The 15,930-nt window shown below is 57.6% G+C and carries 13 protein-coding genes and 1 pseudogene; 9 read left to right on the forward strand and 5 right to left on the reverse strand.

The window, feature by feature from the left end; translation table 11 throughout:
- Positions 1-67: 67 nt before the first annotated feature.
- Together ACW5XC_RS01155 and ACW5XC_RS01160 are read right to left on the reverse strand one after the other, a co-directional pair.
- Positions 68-409, reverse strand: coding sequence for an RT0821/Lpp0805 family surface protein (locus ACW5XC_RS01155; protein WP_040065365.1), 342 nt, complete (start codon positions 407-409; stop codon positions 68-70).
- Positions 406-1,893 carry a hypothetical protein gene (locus ACW5XC_RS01160; RefSeq protein ID WP_042054474.1) on the reverse strand — a complete coding sequence of 496 codons (1,488 nt, stop codon included), beginning with the start codon at positions 1,891-1,893 and terminating at the stop codon, positions 406-408. Before ACW5XC_RS01160 ends, ACW5XC_RS01155 begins: the two co-directional genes overlap by 4 nt.
- A 305-nt stretch (positions 1,894-2,198) precedes the next feature.
- Between ACW5XC_RS01160 and ACW5XC_RS01165 the strand changes: the two genes are divergently transcribed.
- The 5 genes from ACW5XC_RS01165 to ACW5XC_RS01185 all read left to right on the forward strand — a co-directional run bounded on the left by ACW5XC_RS01165 (position 2,199) and on the right by ACW5XC_RS01185 (position 8,008).
- Positions 2,199-3,437, forward strand: a complete 1,239-nt coding sequence (locus ACW5XC_RS01165; protein ID WP_005334784.1) for a uracil-xanthine permease family protein — start codon at positions 2,199-2,201, stop codon at positions 3,435-3,437.
- Positions 3,438-3,988: 551 nt separating this feature from the next.
- Positions 3,989-4,720: a substrate-binding periplasmic protein gene (locus tag ACW5XC_RS01170; protein WP_005334783.1), complete on the forward strand. Its 732-nt coding sequence runs from the start codon at positions 3,989-3,991 to the stop codon at positions 4,718-4,720.
- Positions 4,721-4,784: 64 nt separating this feature from the next.
- The gene (locus tag ACW5XC_RS01175; RefSeq protein ID WP_042054473.1) at positions 4,785-6,311 is read left to right on the forward strand and encodes a methyl-accepting chemotaxis protein; all 1,527 of its coding nucleotides are present in this window, start codon (positions 4,785-4,787) and stop codon (positions 6,309-6,311) included.
- A 376-nt stretch (positions 6,312-6,687) separates the two neighbouring features.
- Complete coding sequence (locus ACW5XC_RS01180; protein WP_042054472.1) at positions 6,688-7,479, forward strand: winged helix-turn-helix domain-containing protein; 792 nt, start codon at positions 6,688-6,690, stop codon at positions 7,477-7,479.
- A gap of 10 nt (positions 7,480-7,489) precedes the next feature.
- Complete coding sequence (locus ACW5XC_RS01185; RefSeq protein ID WP_005353702.1) at positions 7,490-8,008, forward strand: hypothetical protein; 519 nt, start codon at positions 7,490-7,492, stop codon at positions 8,006-8,008.
- On the opposite strand, the gene ACW5XC_RS01190 is transcribed toward ACW5XC_RS01185, so the two are convergent.
- On the reverse strand, positions 7,998-8,417 hold the full coding sequence (locus ACW5XC_RS01190) for a GNAT family N-acetyltransferase (protein WP_040065353.1): 420 nt from the start codon (positions 8,415-8,417) through the stop codon (positions 7,998-8,000). The two genes, ACW5XC_RS01185 and ACW5XC_RS01190, sit on opposite strands and share 11 nt — an antisense overlap.
- A 160-nt stretch (positions 8,418-8,577) precedes the next feature.
- On the opposite strand from ACW5XC_RS01190, the gene ACW5XC_RS01195 reads away from it, so the two are divergent.
- On the forward strand, positions 8,578-9,078 hold the full coding sequence (locus ACW5XC_RS01195; protein WP_042054471.1) for an SRPBCC family protein: 501 nt from the start codon (positions 8,578-8,580) through the stop codon (positions 9,076-9,078).
- Positions 9,079-9,283: 205 nt separating this feature from the next.
- Here ACW5XC_RS01195 and glk read toward each other — a convergent pair.
- Positions 9,284-10,255, reverse strand: a pseudogene (gene glk, locus ACW5XC_RS01200) (glucokinase); the annotation flags it as partial.
- Between the two features lie 347 nt (positions 10,256-10,602).
- Here glk and ACW5XC_RS01205 point away from each other — a divergent pair.
- The 3 genes from ACW5XC_RS01205 (at position 10,603) to befA (ending at position 14,060) form a co-directional block, all read left to right on the forward strand.
- Positions 10,603-11,457: a MurR/RpiR family transcriptional regulator gene (locus ACW5XC_RS01205; RefSeq protein ID WP_005334759.1), complete on the forward strand. Its 855-nt coding sequence runs from the start codon at positions 10,603-10,605 to the stop codon at positions 11,455-11,457.
- Positions 11,458-11,621: 164 nt separating this feature from the next.
- A complete protein-coding gene (gene pyk / locus ACW5XC_RS01210; protein ID WP_005362071.1) occupies positions 11,622-13,061 on the forward strand; it encodes a pyruvate kinase in 1,440 nt (479 codons plus the stop codon).
- A 213-nt stretch (positions 13,062-13,274) separates the two neighbouring features.
- Positions 13,275-14,060, forward strand: coding sequence for a beta cell expansion factor BefA (befA, locus tag ACW5XC_RS01215; RefSeq protein WP_042054469.1), 786 nt, complete (start codon positions 13,275-13,277; stop codon positions 14,058-14,060).
- Positions 14,061-14,151: 91 nt separating this feature from the next.
- Here the strand turns inward: befA and ACW5XC_RS01220 are convergent, their stop codons facing one another.
- The gene (locus ACW5XC_RS01220; protein ID WP_042054468.1) at positions 14,152-15,903 is read right to left on the reverse strand and encodes an amidohydrolase; all 1,752 of its coding nucleotides are present in this window, start codon (positions 15,901-15,903) and stop codon (positions 14,152-14,154) included.
- Between the last annotated feature and the right edge of the window lie 27 nt (positions 15,904-15,930).

The raw sequence follows: 15,930 nt of genomic DNA on the forward strand, positions 1-15,930 counted from the left end.
TAACGGGTCGGTAAAGATGACAAGGGGGTAGCGCTGCTACCCCCTTTCGTTTACCCCGTGGCATTCACTAAGTTCGCAATGGCCGCCAGCGCCCTTGCTGATTGCGACAGGCGGTATCCTGCCACTGCTGGCTCGCCTTGCCGATATAGAGTTGCTCGCGATAGTCGCGACACCACTCCCCGCTGGTATGGCGGAAGGTGCGCAGCGGGGTGACGCTACCCGAGTGACGGTTAGCTGGATTGAACCAGGTGAGGCTTTGGCCTTTGGTACGGGTTTCCAGCGCCTTGGCGAGAGCCTGATTGGCCAGTTGAACATCTGCCTTATCCATTTGATGGTAAAGCGGCGGAGTGTCGACCGTGGCGCAGCCAGCGAGGCCGAGCAGGAGGAGTGTTAGCAGATAACGCATCATGGTTGCCCCTGTTGGCGAAAGCCGTTGTTGAGCAGCGCCCGCTCCTGCTCATCGGTAAGTACTTGCTGGCGATCATCGACCGTGCCATCACCTCTTAGTTTGTTGCCGTTGGCATCGACGGCATCCACGCCGTTGTCATCGATGGTTCCATCACCCCTGAGCTTGTTGCCGTTGGCATCAACGGCATCCACGCCGTTGTCATCGACCGTGCCATCGCCCCTGAGTTTGTTGCCATTGGCATCGACGGCATCCATACCGTTGTCATCGATGGTGCCATCACCCCTGAGCTTGTTGCCGTTGGCATCTACGGCATCCACGCCGTTGTCATCGACCGTGCCGTCACCTCTGAGCTTGTTCCCGTTGGCATCGACGGCATCCACACCGTTGTCATCAACGCCATTGCCAAATCCGCGGCCACCCCCATGGCGTTCTCCCCCTGCATGTTTTTCTCCACCAGCATGCCGTTCACCTCCACCATGCTGCTCTCCGCCGGCATGCTCGCCTTGGCCGCCACTGTCATCGCTGCCCCCATCGCTGTCGCTGCCCCCATCGCTGTCGCTGCCACCGCCGCTGTCGCTGCCTCCGCCGCTGTCGCTGCCACCACCGCTGTTGCTGCCCCCACCGCTGTTGCTGCCACCGCCGCTGTTGCTGCCACCGCCGCTGTTGCTGCCACCGCCGCTGTTGCTGCCGCCGCCGCTGTTGCTGCCTCCGCCGCTGTTGCTGCCACCACCGCTGTTGCTGCCACCACCGCTGTTGCTGCCACCGCCGCTGTTGCTGCCACCACCGCTGTTGCTGCCTCCGTCGCTGTCGCTGCCACCGCCGCTGTCGCTGCCTCCACCGCTGTCGCCACCACCACTGCTGCTACCACCGCCATCTTTGTTGTGAACGATCAGTTCATTGGCGATGTAGCTGTGGCTGCCATCGAGCAGCAGATTGAAGAGTGCGGTAGTGGGAGACGCCTCGATCCAGCAAAGTGACTCAACCAGCAGTAATTCCGGCTGGGGTTGCAGGGCCAGATTGCCCGCCACCATGACAGGTGCCGGGCGACACATTATCTGCATGCCGGTAAATAGCGGCAGCACCGCCAGTTGCGGGTTTTCGGTTCGGGTCATGGCCGGTGAGATGGCCGCCCAGCCCCGCGTGGTCAGCAGAGGGTGCTCTGCGGTAAAGAACGGGGGCAGATCATTGATCCCGTAGAGTCTGCGCTTGCCCAGTATGACCCGTTCGACCGCCAGGATCCGGTTACTGCCGCCGTGCTGATCCAGCACCCGTTCACCGACCCGAAGCGTCTCTATGAGACGGGTGGAACCATCGGCCATCGTGATGCGAGTGCCGGCGATAAAGCAGGACTTGGCATAGGCCTGATTCATTTGCCACTCATTGTGGGCAAAATCATAACTGAACGGGTTCGCAAACAGGGCGAGTGCGATGGCCGAGCCAATAAGCAATCTGCGCTGGCTGGCCTTGAATGGGGGCTGTGACATGGGGACTCCTTGTCCATCTTGATTCACAGGATCCAGTATAGAGCGCCCCCAAGCGGCGGCATTTTTGACTATGAACACAATAAACATGATGGAAAAACGATTGGCGTTCGTCACAATAATGCGTAAAATCGCATACTCGATGCTTGTAGCAACGAATCCCGCCTAAAAAGCCAGTTTCATGCCCTTCCCAAGCAGTAAAAGGCAACAAGTGACGTATTTGTGTTCATTTTGTGCCTTGGAAAAGTCTTGTGATAACTGAAAAGTGATAAATATCCCCATCAGTTATCAAAAAATTAAGGACATCCATGTTTTCCTTAGTCAAGCAAAGTGTCGCCGGGCTGCAAATCCTGTTTGTCGCCTTCGGTGCCATGGTTCTGGTGCCCCTGCTCACCGGATTGAACCCCTCCATGGCCCTGCTTGGCGCCGGTGTGGGCACCCTGTTGTTCCAGCTCTGCACCCGCCGCCAGGTCCCGATTTTCCTCGGTTCCAGCTTTGCCTTCATCGCCCCCATCATCTACGCCACCCAGACCTGGGGATTGCCATCCACCATGTTTGGCCTGTTTGCCGCCGGTTTCATGTATTTCATTCTGGCTGCGCTGATCCGGGCAAAAGGGATGGGGTTTGTGCACAAATTGTTGCCCCCGGTGGTGATTGGCCCGGTGATCATGGTGATCGGTCTTTCTGTGGCGCAGGTTGCCTGCAACATGGCGATGGGCCGCGCCGGTAGTGAGCAGGTAGTCCCTGCGGGGACTGCGCTGACGCTGGCCGGTATCTCGCTGGCGGTCACCCTGATTGCAGCTGTGTTCTGCAAGGGGTGGATCAAGCTGATCCCCATCCTGTGCGGTGTGATTGCCGGTTATGTCTCGGCGGTATTCATGGGCCAGGTGAGTTTCGATGGTATGGTGAACGCCCCCTGGCTGGCGCTGCCCCACTTCGAAACCCCGGAGATCAACTGGGCTGCTGCGTTGTTCATGTTGCCGGTAGCCATCGCCCCCTGTATCGAGCATATCGGTGGCGTGTTGGCGATTGGTGGCGTGACTGGCAAGGATTACACCAAGGATCCGGGTTTGCACCGTACGCTGGCCGGTGACGGTATCGGCGTCTGCTTCGCCGGTTTCATCGGTGGCCCACCCGTGACCACCTACGCCGAAGTGACAGGTGCCGTGATGATCACTCGCAACTTCAATCCGGTCACCATGACCTGGGCTGCGGTGTTTGCCATCATTCTGGCCTTCTTTGGCAAGTTCAATGCGCTGCTCACCTCCATCCCGATGCCGGTGATGGGCGGTATCATGCTGCTGCTGTTCGGATCCATCGCTGCCATCGGTCTCAAGACGCTGGTGGAATCCAAGGTGGATCTGGGACTGTCACGCAATATCGCCATCGTCGCCGTGACTCTGACCGTCGGTGTCGGTGCGCTTGAGATGAAGATTGGCGACTTCGCGCTAGCCGGTGTTGGCCTGGCCTCTGTTGCCGCCATCCTGCTCAACCTGATCCTGCCTGCGCACTCCGAAGAAGGTGTGATGGACGCGGCCAAGGACTGAGTTTCACCAGACGTTCATTGTTGATTTGGAGAAGGCCACCTCGCGGTGGCCTTCTGTTTTTCGGGTATCTAGCGCCACTTTGTGGCTCGACGGAGCTCATCTGGAATCTAATTTGGAAGCAGATGAGGGGGTTAGCATTCTCATTTGACGTATCTCTTTTCGTGACCTTAGCTAAAGGACAGGTTTGGCTCTGAGGTCTCCTCGAGCAGTATGGGAAAATGGATGTTGGCGTTTTCTATCATTTCTCTCCCAGACCCCTGTCATAAAACGATGCGCTTTTTCTTTGCCACGGCGCTGTTGTATGGCAGAGGCTTATCCGCCCCACTCCGCACTCCCCTTATGCTGCCCTGGCATGTATCCACCTCGATTTGTTGTGAGCCTCCCTCGCCGGTTGCGTTTCGTTGCGCACAGGCAAAATCCGGATCTGTTTGCTGCTGCACATGGGTGGGCGGCGAGCCGTGAAAGCCGGCATGACCCCAGCGGGTCAGACGTGCACCGCCATCGATAATGGCGGATGTTCAGGGATGAATGGCAAGCAAAGCGAGGTTGCAATGAACTATCAACTGCTGTGGAAAAGTGCAATTTTTTCAGTCTCTTCCATGATGGCGATAAGCGCTGTTCAGGCTGCGCCACTGAACGTGATGACCGAGGATTACCCGCCATTCAACATGCAGGGGGAGGGGGGCAAAATTGTCGGGCTGTCGACCGAGGTGGTCGAAGAGCTGTTCAAGCGTGCCGGGGTCGAATACAAGCTGACCCTGATGCCCTGGAAGCGGGCGTACGAAGATACCCTCGGTACTCCCAATACCGCCCTCTACTCCACGACCCGCACTCCTGAGCGGGAAGCACTGTTCAAGTGGGTCGGGCCGCTGGTCAATAACAACTGGGTGTTTTTCTCCAGCTCGACCGCCAATATCACGGTCAAGTCGCTGGAAGATGCCAAGCAGTATTCGGTGGGTGGCTATAACGGCGATGCGGCCGCCGAGTATCTCAAAGCCCAGGGATTTGCCAAGTTGCAGCTGGCGGCCAACGACACCGCCAACGTGAAGAAACTGGAGGCGGGCCGCATCGATCTCTGGGCTACCGGCCAGTATCTGGCCCCCTATCTGGCCAGCAAGGAGAAGGTGGCCTCACCCAAGCCGGTCTTCGTGTTCAAGGAAACCCAGATGAGCTTGGCGTTTAACAAGGACACGCCCGATGAGCTCATCACCAAGCTTAACGAGATCCTCGCTGCCATGAAGGCGGATGGCACCATCGACAAGATCAATGCCAAGTACCAGTAACAGTACCAATAGCAAGTGCCGCTCAATGGCACTGCGCCGGCTGCCGTAAAACCGGGAGGAAACCATGGATTGGAAAAGTCTGACGTTCAGGATTGCCGTGTTGACCTCCCTGTCGGTGAGTCTGCTACTGGTGTTGTTTGGCGCTTACAACTACAACGCGGTCAGGGCGGAGAGCTACAGCAAACAGAGTGCGCTGGTCGAACAGGCCATCGGCCGGCTGCAGCTTTCCCTGCCCGGCCCGCTGTGGAATTATGAATCGGCCTTCATCGAGGCATCGCTCAAGTCCGAGCTGGCGGCCGATATCCTGAGTGCTTTGCTGGTGGTCAACAAGGACAAGCTGGTGGCCGGGTTTGCCCGTGACACGGCGGGGAGCATTGCCCCCGTGACAGCCATGCCTGCCGATACTGCTGCCTATGGGGGATATGATCTGGTCTATGACGACAGCGGCCAGAAAAACACCGTGGCTCGATTACTGGTGCAAACCAGTGATGCCGCCATTCAGGCCCAATTGCGGCAGCAATTGATCACCACCGTCTGGCAGATCCTGGTGCTCGATCTCTGCATCATCGCCCTGTTGATGGTGCTGATTCATCGCAATGTGCTCAGGCCGCTTCACCAGATGAATCAGGCGGTGTTCGATCTGGCCAAAGGAGAGGGGGATCTGACCCGGCGTCTGAAGATCAGCCGTCAGGATGAGATGGGCGCGCTGGCCACCAACATCAACCACTTTATTGCCAAGTTGCAGGAGATGGTGGCGGAGATCAACGAGCTCTCTGCCGGTGTGTTGCAAACCGCCGAACTCTGTGACTCCCTCTCGGCAGATACCCGGGTAGGCAGTGACGCCCAGCAATCCGAGCTGGATCAGGTCGCTACTGCCATTACCGAAATGAGTCAGGCAGTGCAGGAAGTGGCTGGTAACGCGGTGAAAACCTCTGGCGCTACCGATGAGGCCAACCTCTATGTGGAGCAGGGTTACAATCTGGCGGGCCATGCCAATGAGGCCATCCATCAACTGGTGGGGGAGGTGGAGCGGGTCGCCACCCTGATGCGCACCCTTTCGACCGAGAGCAGCAGCATTGGCACCATCATCGAGGTGATCAACGGCATTGCCGAGCAGACCAATTTGCTTGCCCTCAATGCGGCCATCGAGGCGGCGCGGGCGGGTGATCAGGGGCGCGGTTTTGCGGTGGTGGCGGATGAGGTGCGCACCTTGTCGGGCCGTACTCGCCAGTCGACGGAGGAGATCAGCGCCAGTATCAAGCGGTTGCAGCAAGCGACCCAAAATGTCGGTGCCGGCATGCAACAGAGTCAGGAGAAGGCATCCCGCGCCGGCATCGAGGCGGCAGATGTGCAGATATCGGTGGAGAAAATTAAAAATCAGGTCAGCCTGATCCGCGAGATGAACATGTATATCGCCCAGGCATCGGAAGAACAACACTCGGTGGCGGAAGCGGTCAGCCACAGCGTCAACCGGATTGCGACCCTCAACAGCGAGAGTGCGGCCAGAGTGGCAAAGGTTGCCGAGGCCAGCAGCGATCTGCGGCAGCTGTCGGCCCAACTCGACACCCTGCTCAAGCAGTTTCGGGTCTAGTCAGTTCACTTCGCCCCGTTGGATCATCCTGCGGGGCAGGCCGGTTCCCATTATTTTGAGGCGCGGCGAGATGTAGTGAGGGGCAAGGGGCCTTGTCCTGCAGCGCTTTTCGTCATGCCCATGTCACTGTTCAGCTGAGATTGGCGTGATCGTGATACGCGAAACTCGCAGCATCATGCTCTGCCCGATACGCAGTCCGACAGCGCTGGACGCATATTTTCATTTTCCCCGCTCATGCCTGCCTGCATCTATTGTGCCGCTGATCTCGACCCTTTAGAATTTCGTTTAATTACAGCGAGTCCTGAGCCGCCATCTGGCTTTATCAGGTGTGGAATCCCATCTTCTTCATGATGAATGCAAATAACAGGTGGTTGGTATGACGGGGGTTGCGCCAGGCAATAACATATCAGCCTATCACTTCGGTGATTATGTCTTTGATGTCAAAAGGCGAGAGCTGATCTTCTGTGCCGACAAGGACAACTTGCAAAGCGCCCGGGTGGTGCGTTTGTCATCGGCAGAGAGCCTCATTTTCAGCTATCTGCTCGATCACCATGACGAGGTGTGCGACAAGGATCTGTTGCTCGAAATCGGCTGGTTGGGTCGCCCCATCAGCCCCAACTCCCTGAACGTGGCCATCGCCAATATTCGTCGCCACTTCGCTTCATTCCCCCAGACGCTGGATATCAGAAGTACCCCGAAAAAAGGGTACTCCCTGCATCTTAACTGCAAGATGAAGAGCTATTACGGCAAGGCACTGCCAACAGAGAGTGAGCCCTTGCCCGAGCCGATGAGCGAGCCCACGCCTGCAGCGGCTGCGCAGCCACCGTCGACATCACCAAGCTCCGACCACGAGGTCATCAAAGAGCCTGCAGCTCCCCGTTCTTTTGGTGAGCGCGCCAAACTTGCCTTTCTCAGCGGTATCGGGCGGCCAATGCTGGCAAGGGGCCTGATGTACGTCAATCTGCTACTGGCTGTGCTGGTGGCGTTTGTCGCCAGCTATCTCCATTTCGAGTGGCTCCATGTGCACTGCACCGACTCGCCGACCGGCGTTGTTTGCCAGATGGAGGCACGGAGCGATGTGCCACCAGTCAAACCAGCATCGCTGGTGCTGGTCTCCGGCCACCAGGTTCGCGTGCTCTCCTATAAAGAGCTCGAAAAAACGCTGTAAGGGATCTCTGATGAAACGAACGCTGAAAAATACCTTGCTGCTGTTGCCACTGCTTGTCGTGCTGCTGTTTGTGGTCGGGATGTTTATCAACAGTCTGGGCTGCCATTACGACCTGAAAATGTCGGCCAATGGAGTCAACTATCACGGGGTGTGCCGCTGGGGCAAAATCACTGTGATCGAAGAGGAGGAGGCGACCAGGGAGAAGTGGCGAGTGACCGGTTTTCAACTGACCTTCTTCAACCAGCTTGTTTACCTCATCGACAGTCGTACCCAACTGCACGAATCGGGTAACGATGATTCCTATCTCAATGAGTACAACCTGATCCAGTCGCAATATGCGCTGGTCAACTATGCCTGGGTGCCGCTGACTGAAAACAAGGTGGCGATCTTCCAGCGCGATCCGGTGCACGAGGTCGTGATTGCCCAGCGAGATGGCTGGTTCGATCTCTACCGCTGGTTCTTCCCCCCAGCACCGCTGGTGCCTGTTCAGCCGCAAAGCGCAGGTGCTGGGCGTCCCGCTAGTTTCTAAGCAATTTGCACCAGGGGCCGGTGACCTCGCAGTGGCCTGTCTCATCACTGTTTTGCCAGCCCAGCCGATGGTAGAAGGCTACTGCCGCCGTGTTGCGGGTCGCAACCTTGAGCGAGCCGTGCGGCGAATCAGCGAGGCCCCGCTCCAGCAGGGCGCGCCCTATCCCCTGACCGTGCCAGTCGCTTGACACATAGAGGTGATGGACGAAGTGATCGGGCTGCCAGATGGCGATAAAGCCGCAGATATTGCCCCCCTGTTCGGCTACCCACACCTGTTCACCTTTGGTCTGTTCCTCGAAATCCTCGAGTTGGAAACGGGCGGGATCGACCCAGTGAAAGGTGTGGCGGCGGCTCTTTAAAAACAGCCGGGCCAGTTGGGGAATGTCGTGTTCTTCCATGAGCCGGATCATGATGCCCTCTCGGATCAAGCCAATGTTCATTGAGGCAGTTGCACAGAGGCAGGTTAATCGATGCAAATGACAAGGGTGTGATTAAGCACTGTCCATTGTATTTGCCATGGGGCTATACTGCCGGAGTCCCTTGTATGGATGGCTTGAGGATCGCTGATTTATGGACAATAAACTGATTGAAGGCAACATTTTTGTTCCGGCGCACATAGACGATGTCTGGCACGCCTGGACTACCGAAAGCGGTCTGCGCAGTTTTCTGGCTCCCGAATGTTTGATGGTGGCCGAACCGAATGGTCCTTTCGAGATCTACTTCAGGCCTGATGCCCCGCTGGGTGAACGTGGCAGCGAAGGGTGCCGGGTCATGGCCGTCATGCCCTATGACTTGCTCAGTTTCAGCTGGAATTTCCCGCCCAGCCTGCCCCATATCCGCCAGCAAAAGACCCAGGTTTGCCTGCGCTTTGTGCCGGAAGGGCAGGGTACTCGCCTCTACTTCCTCCAGAGCGGTTGGGCCAATGATCCGGATTGGGATCAGGGTTATGCCTATTTTCGGGAAGAGTGGCTGGAGACCAGCCTGCCACGGTTGCAGTACCGTTTTACCCACGGCCCCATCGACTGGAACAATCCTCCCGACAAGGTGCAGCTGAAGGCGCTGGCCCAGTAATCCCGGATGTCAGACATAAAAAAAACCGGCCAAAAGGCCGGTTGAAACAGTTCAGGCTTGTCAGGTGACAAACGTATCCAGCGGATGAGAGTCGCTTTCCACTCCTTGTGAAGTACAACACTCTTGGTTACGTGCGGCTACTTTATGCCATTCACACTGAATCGAGGCTGAACCATGGATGATCCCGCTTCGTTCCCCTCTTCAATCAGATAGTGATCCCCATTGACTGGCGCAAGTAAGCGCCCGCACCGAGCAGCCCCGGCCCTTCATGGGTGATCAGAAACACCGGGATCTCCTTGAGGTAGGACTTGAAGCGCCCCTTGTCTTCAAAGGCGACCCGGAAACCGGAACCGGTAAAGAACTCCTGGAAGCGCGGCACTATGCCACCTGCGATATAGACGCCGCCAAAGGTACCCATATTGAGGGCCAGATTGCCGGCAAAGCGGCCCATCAGCACGCAGAACAGGCTCAGGGTGCGACGGCAATCGAGGCACTCACCCGCCAGTGCGCGCTCGGTAATGTCTTTGGGGGCGAACGGCTCTGGCTCACGACCATCGGATTTCACCAGCCCGCGATAGAGATTGACCAGACCCGGGCCGGAGAGGAAACGCTCTGCCGAGACATGGCCCAATTCGCCTCGCATTACTTGCAGTACCGCATCTTCCTCTTCGGTGTTGGCAGCAAAATCCACATGACCACCTTCACCCGGCAGGCTCAGCCACTGCTCACCCGCCTTGACCAGATGGGCGACCCCAAGGCCGGTGCCCGCACCATAGATGGCGATGGGCTTGCCCGCTACCGGCGCGGCGCCGCCAAGCTGGATGCGATCCGATTCAGCCAACACCGGAACCGCCATCGAGACCGCAGTAAAGTCGTTGATCACTTGCAGGCGTGCCAGCCCGAGATTGCTCTGCATCTCGCTGATGGAGAACTCCCAGCTGTGGTTGGTCATAGCGACCCAGTCACCGTTGATGGGGCAGGCGATGGCGATGCAGGCTTCAGCCACCTGAACCTTGTGTTCCTCCAGATAGAGGCGTACCACGGCTTCAAGGCTGGGATGGGCCAGACCTGAGTAGGTCTTTGCCTGAGAGATAGTACCGGTGGCCAGCTCACACAGGGCCAGACGCGCATTGGTGCCGCCGACATCGCCGACCAGCGCATGGGTATGCTGCATAACAACTCCTTCGTTACAGGATGGGGACGACTCTGGTGTCCCGAGATTATTGTTGGATTATGACGGCTCATTCTATCCGAGCTCAGGCTTGCTCACCCGCCGGATCGATACAAACGTGCGCCTGCTCACAGTGTTGTTGCTTTGCAACATTTGTAAGCGCTTTCATGGCTAGGTGACGTTTTGTAACGAAAAGTACGAAATAATTAGAGATGAGTCATACTTTGTATGGCAGGCGTTAGTTGCGATAACCGCTTGTCTTGTATAGTCCTTAGCTTGAATGGAAACTTGCTTAGCCGTAGATTGAGTGCAAAGACACTGAAGCTAAATTACAAAAACGCCTGGTGGTGATGATGAATACCCTTGATAAAATTACGAACAACTTGGAAAGTTTCAGTAAATCAGAACGCAAGGTTGCCGAGGTGATCCTGGCGTCTCCCCAGACCGCCATCCACTCCAGCATCGCCGCTCTGGCCAAGATGGCCGATGTCAGTGAACCGACCGTCAACCGCTTTTGCCGCCGTCTCGATACCAAGGGCTTTCCTGATTTCAAACTCCATCTGGCCCAGAGCCTGGCCAATGGCACCCCTTACGTAAATCGTCATGTGGAAGCGGAAGATGGACCGGATACCTACACCGCCAAGATCTTCGAATCCACCATGGCTTGTCTGGATGCCGCCAAAAACAGCCTGGATATCTCTGCCATCAACCGCTGCGTCGATATCCTGACCCAGTCCAAGAAGATCAGCTTCTTCGGCCTTGGCGCCTCCTCCGCCGTTGCCCGCGATGCCCAGAACAAATTCTTTCGCTTCAACATTCCGGTAGTGAGCTTTGACGATATCGTCATGATGCGCATGAGCTGCATCAACAGCAGCGAAGGGGATGTGGTGGTGCTGATCTCCCACACCGGCCGCACCAAGGCGCTGGTCGAAATCGCCGCGCTGGCCCGCGAAAACGACGCCACCGTGATCGGCATGACCGCCAAGGACTCCCCGCTGGCCCGCGAGTGCAATCTGGTGCTATCCATGGATGTGCCGGAAGATACCGATGTCTATATGCCGATGGCATCCCGCATCGCCCAGCTGGCGCTGGTGGATGTGCTGGCGACCGGTTTTACCCTGCGCCGGGGGATGAAATTTCGCGAAAATCTGAAGAAAGTAAAAGAGGGATTGCGCGAATCCCGCTTCGAAACCCCGCACTCTTCCTGAACCGTCGGGGGCTCAGGCCCCCGACTGTCTATGCCACCCGCCTTGGTGTAGTATTGTAATTTAATAACAAAAACCACCCAGATGGTTTGTAAACGGGTGCATCGAGCCATGGGCTTGATGGGGGCAGAATCTCAAGTCATATCAACTTCATATTGGAGTCTTTCATGCCTAGACGTACAAAGATTGTAACCACACTCGGTCCGGCTACCGACCGCGAAGGGATCCTCGAAGGGATCATCCGCGCCGGGGCCGACATGGTGCGGATGAACTTCTCTCACGGCACTGCTGAAGACCATATCCTGCGCGCCAATCAGGTGCGTGACATTGCTGCCAAGCTCGGTCGTCACGTCGCCATCATGGGTGATCTGCAAGGCCCGAAAATCCGTGTTTCCACTTTCAAGGATGGCAAAATCTATCTGGCCATCGGTGACAAGTTCATTCTCGACGCGGCACTCGGCAAGGGTGAAGGTTGTCAGGAGCAGGTCGGTATCGATTACAAGAGCCTGCCAGACGATGTGGTACAGGGCGACATCCTGCTGCTGGACGATGGCCGTGTGCAGCTGAAGGTCGAGCAGGTTGAAGGCACCCGCATTCACACCACGGTGACCGTGGCCGGGCCGCTCTCCAACAACAAGGGCATCAACAAGAAAGGGGGCGGTCTCTCCGCTCCGGCCCTGACCGAGAAAGACAAGGAAGACATCAAGACCGCTGCCCGCATGAATGTGGACTATCTGGCGGTATCTTTCCCTCGCTGTGGCGATGATCTGCGCTACGCCCGCGAGCTGGCCCGCGAAGCCGGTTCCAATGCCAAGATCGTGGCCAAGGTTGAGCGCGCCGAAACCGTCGCCACTGATGAGGCGATGGAAGACATCATCCTCGGTTCCGATGCTGTGATGGTCGCCCGTGGCGATCTGGGTGTCGAGATCGGTGACCCCGAGCTGGTTGGCGTACAGAAGAAGCTGATCCGCCACTCCCGTCGCCTGAACCGCGTGGTGATCACCGCTACCCAGATGATGGAGTCGATGATCAATGCGCCGCTGCCGACTCGTGCAGAGGTCATGGACGTGGCCAACGCCGTGCTGGATGGTACCGATGCGGTGATGCTCTCCGCCGAGACTGCTGCCGGTCAGTTCCCCATCGAGACCGTGACCTCCATGGCGAGCGTCTGTGTCGGTGCCGAGAAGCACCCGAGCCTGAACGTCTCCAACCACCGCATGAGCTACACCTTCACCTCGGTAGAAGAGGCGGTGGCCATGTCCACCATGTATGCGGCCAACCACCTGGAAGGGGTCAAGGCGATCGTGGCGTTGACCGAGTCCGGCACCACTCCGCTGCTGATGTCCCGTATCAGCTCCGGTCTGCCGATCTTCGCCATGTCTCCCCACAACAAGACCCTGGCCTGGACCAACCTCTACCGTGGCGTCACTCCGGTGATGTTTGACGGTGACGAGACCAAACCGGTCTACGAAGTGTGCCGCGACGCGCTGGCCGTGCTCAAGGAGAAGGGGCTGCTGCAGAGTGGTGACATGGTGCTGCTGACTCACGGTGACAAGATGGAAACCGTGGGTAGTACCAACACCTGCAAGGTGATGATGGTCGAATAAGCCCGTTCGGTTTTACTGTGCTTAAAAAGGCTGCTCCTCTTTGATGAGCAGCCTTTTTGTTAACCGCTGTCGGGCTGTGGCGGGATAAACAGGACTCAATGATTGCTTAACCGGATTCCCCTTCCGATAATGCGGGAGTGATTTTCACCGGGTAGCCCGTTGTAGGGGATCGCACCGGGTAACCCAGACACTCGACAATACGGGAGTGAAAAAATGAACAAGCGTAACTGGTTGCTGGCCCTGTCACTGACGTTGGTGGTGTCACCCAGCCATGCCGACTGGGAGAAACTGAAGGCTGCCGCCGCCGATCTCGGCACCGCCGTGAGTGAGACTAGCAAGGAGGTGTGGCAGGATGTCAGCGATTTTTCCAAAAAGAGCTGGGCTTCCATCTCGGCCTGGGGGGAGGATGCCTTCAATTCCGCCGGGGTCTGGACCGACAAGAGCATCGCCACCGGCAAGGAGTGGCTGAAGGCGGCCGACAAGGAGCTCAACGAGATGCTCAACCCCAAGACGGCGAAAGAGGCGAGGATTGCGCTCAATACTATGGCCGACACTGCGTTGATCCGGTTGTTCAACGAGCAGCCATCAGCCAAGTTGTTGTTTGACAAGGCTTATGGCTATGCAGTGTTCGATTCGCGCAAGTTCTCCCTGATGCTGCATACCAATCAGGGGGCCGGGGTGGCGGTCAATCGCAAAACCGGCAAGCACACCTATATGAAGATGTTTGGCGCAGGTCTGGCGGCCGGGATTGGTGGCAAGTTTTATCAGCAGGTGATCCTGTTTGAAGACAAGGCCAGATTCGATGCCTTCGTGACCAAGGGGTGGGAAGCCACCTCCGAAGTGGGCGTGGTGGCCGGCAAGGAGAGCGCCGAGCTTACCGCCAAATACAATGGCGGCATGGCCATCTACCAGATTGGTGAGAAGGGCTTGCTGCTCGATGCCAATATCTCCGGCTCCAAGTACTGGATTGACAAGGACTTGACTGAAACGAGCCGCTAATCCCGCCGTTATCGGTTGCTCACTGCACGCCATGCGCTTGTCGTGATCTTGCCAACAGGCCCGCAGTGCGGGCCTGTTTGTTCTCTCGGTGTCAGTGGGCTGAATAGACCTGCTTGCCCTTGAACATGGTCCAGAGCACCTTGGTCTCCTTGAGCTCTTCGCTTGCAACCTGTTCCAGATTGCGATCCAGCAAGATCAGGTCAGCACTCTTGCCCGCGCTGATGGAGCCAATCTCCTTCTCCCGTCCAATTACCTTGGCGGCGTTGAGGGTATAGGCCTGCAAGATGGCCTGACGGCTGATCTGCTCGCTGGCGGGGGGCAGCAAGCCAAGCTCCCCTTGACGGGTGATCGCGGTATACATGGCGAGGAAAGGGTTGGGGCTGGAGACCGGCCAGTCACTGGCACCGGCGATAATTGCGCCGCTTTGCAGCAAGCTGCCTGCCGGATAGAGGCGGGCTAGCAGTGCCGGAGGCACTTTTCCTTCAAGCAGCAGGGTGGTCGCCACGTTTTTCCCGGCCCACAACAGTTGCATCGATGCGGCCACATTGAGCGGTTTGAAACGGGCAATGCTGGCCGGGCTCACCACCTCCAGATGGGTGATGCTGTGCAGCAAGCGGTGATCCCGATTGTGGGCCCGGGCATAGGCGATGGCATCGAGGGATTCACGGACGGCCCGATCGCCGATGGCATGAAAGTGAGCGATAAGTTGATGGGCATCCGCGGTGCGGATCAGCTCGTTGAAACGCTGCTTGTCCAGATCGTCCTTGCCGCTGTAACCGGGACGGTTGAGGTAGGATTCGCTCAACTTGGCGGTCTGGGATGGATACTCGATGACACCATCCTGCAGGATCTTGATCCCCACCAGTTTCACGTCCGGGGCATCTTGAAACTGTTGTTGCAGCGCCAATACGTCATCAATGATGGCGGGTGATGCGTGGATTCCCACCAGTGCCAGTGCGGATACATGTCCGGTCAGCTTGCCTTCCCGGGAGAGCATGCTGTACGCCGGCAGCAGGCCGGTATCTCGGCGATCCGGCTCGGCGTTGAAGATGGGGGCGAGGGGGCGAATGTTGCTGATAGGGTCCATCCAGGCGGTAATGCCCACCTGATTGAGCTGTTTGGCGGCAGTCATGATGGCACTGGCAATCGTCTCGTCGCTGACGGGGGGCAGCGCCTTGAGGATGGCATCCCAGCCGCCTTCCGAGGCAAAGCCATTGAGCTTGCCGGATGGGGTGAGGCCAAAATTGCCTTTCAGCGGAGCATAACGACCGGCAAGGGTGTCGGCATCAATGCCAGCCTTGCGCAGCATGGCCTGATTGGCCCAACCGGTGTGGGCATCCGAACCTGCCAGCACTACCGGGATCTGCCGGTATTGCGGGCCATTGAACACCTGATCGAGCAGGGGAAGCTGATGCCAATAGTCGAGGGAGACATTGCTGTATAGCTCTACATCGCCCAGTGTCAGGCGGGGATCATCCTTGCTGCGGGTCAGAAATTGCTGCACCTGCTCAACCTCACTCATGGCGTCAGGAAAGTTAACCGTCATCCCCTGAAAACCGGCAAATGCCGCATGAACATGGCTGTCGATGAGCCCCGGCATCAGGTACTTTCCTTTCAGATCAAGACGCTTGGCATGGTTGCCTAGACGGGCGCTGACCTCCTGATAGCTGCCGACTGCCACTATCTTTTTACCTTCAATGCCGACCGCTTCCGGGTGAGGGTTCGCCGGATCACCACTGTAGATGGTGCCGCCAAAGATCAGTGTCTGGCTCTGTGACTGGGCATTGGTGGCAGCGGGAAGCGTTACCAGCAGGCTGGCGAGAAACAGCGTTTTGATATTCATGGGCATGACTCCGTCGCTTCGGTGCCC

This window comes from Aeromonas sp. 25-AL00135, assembly GCF_054052385.1.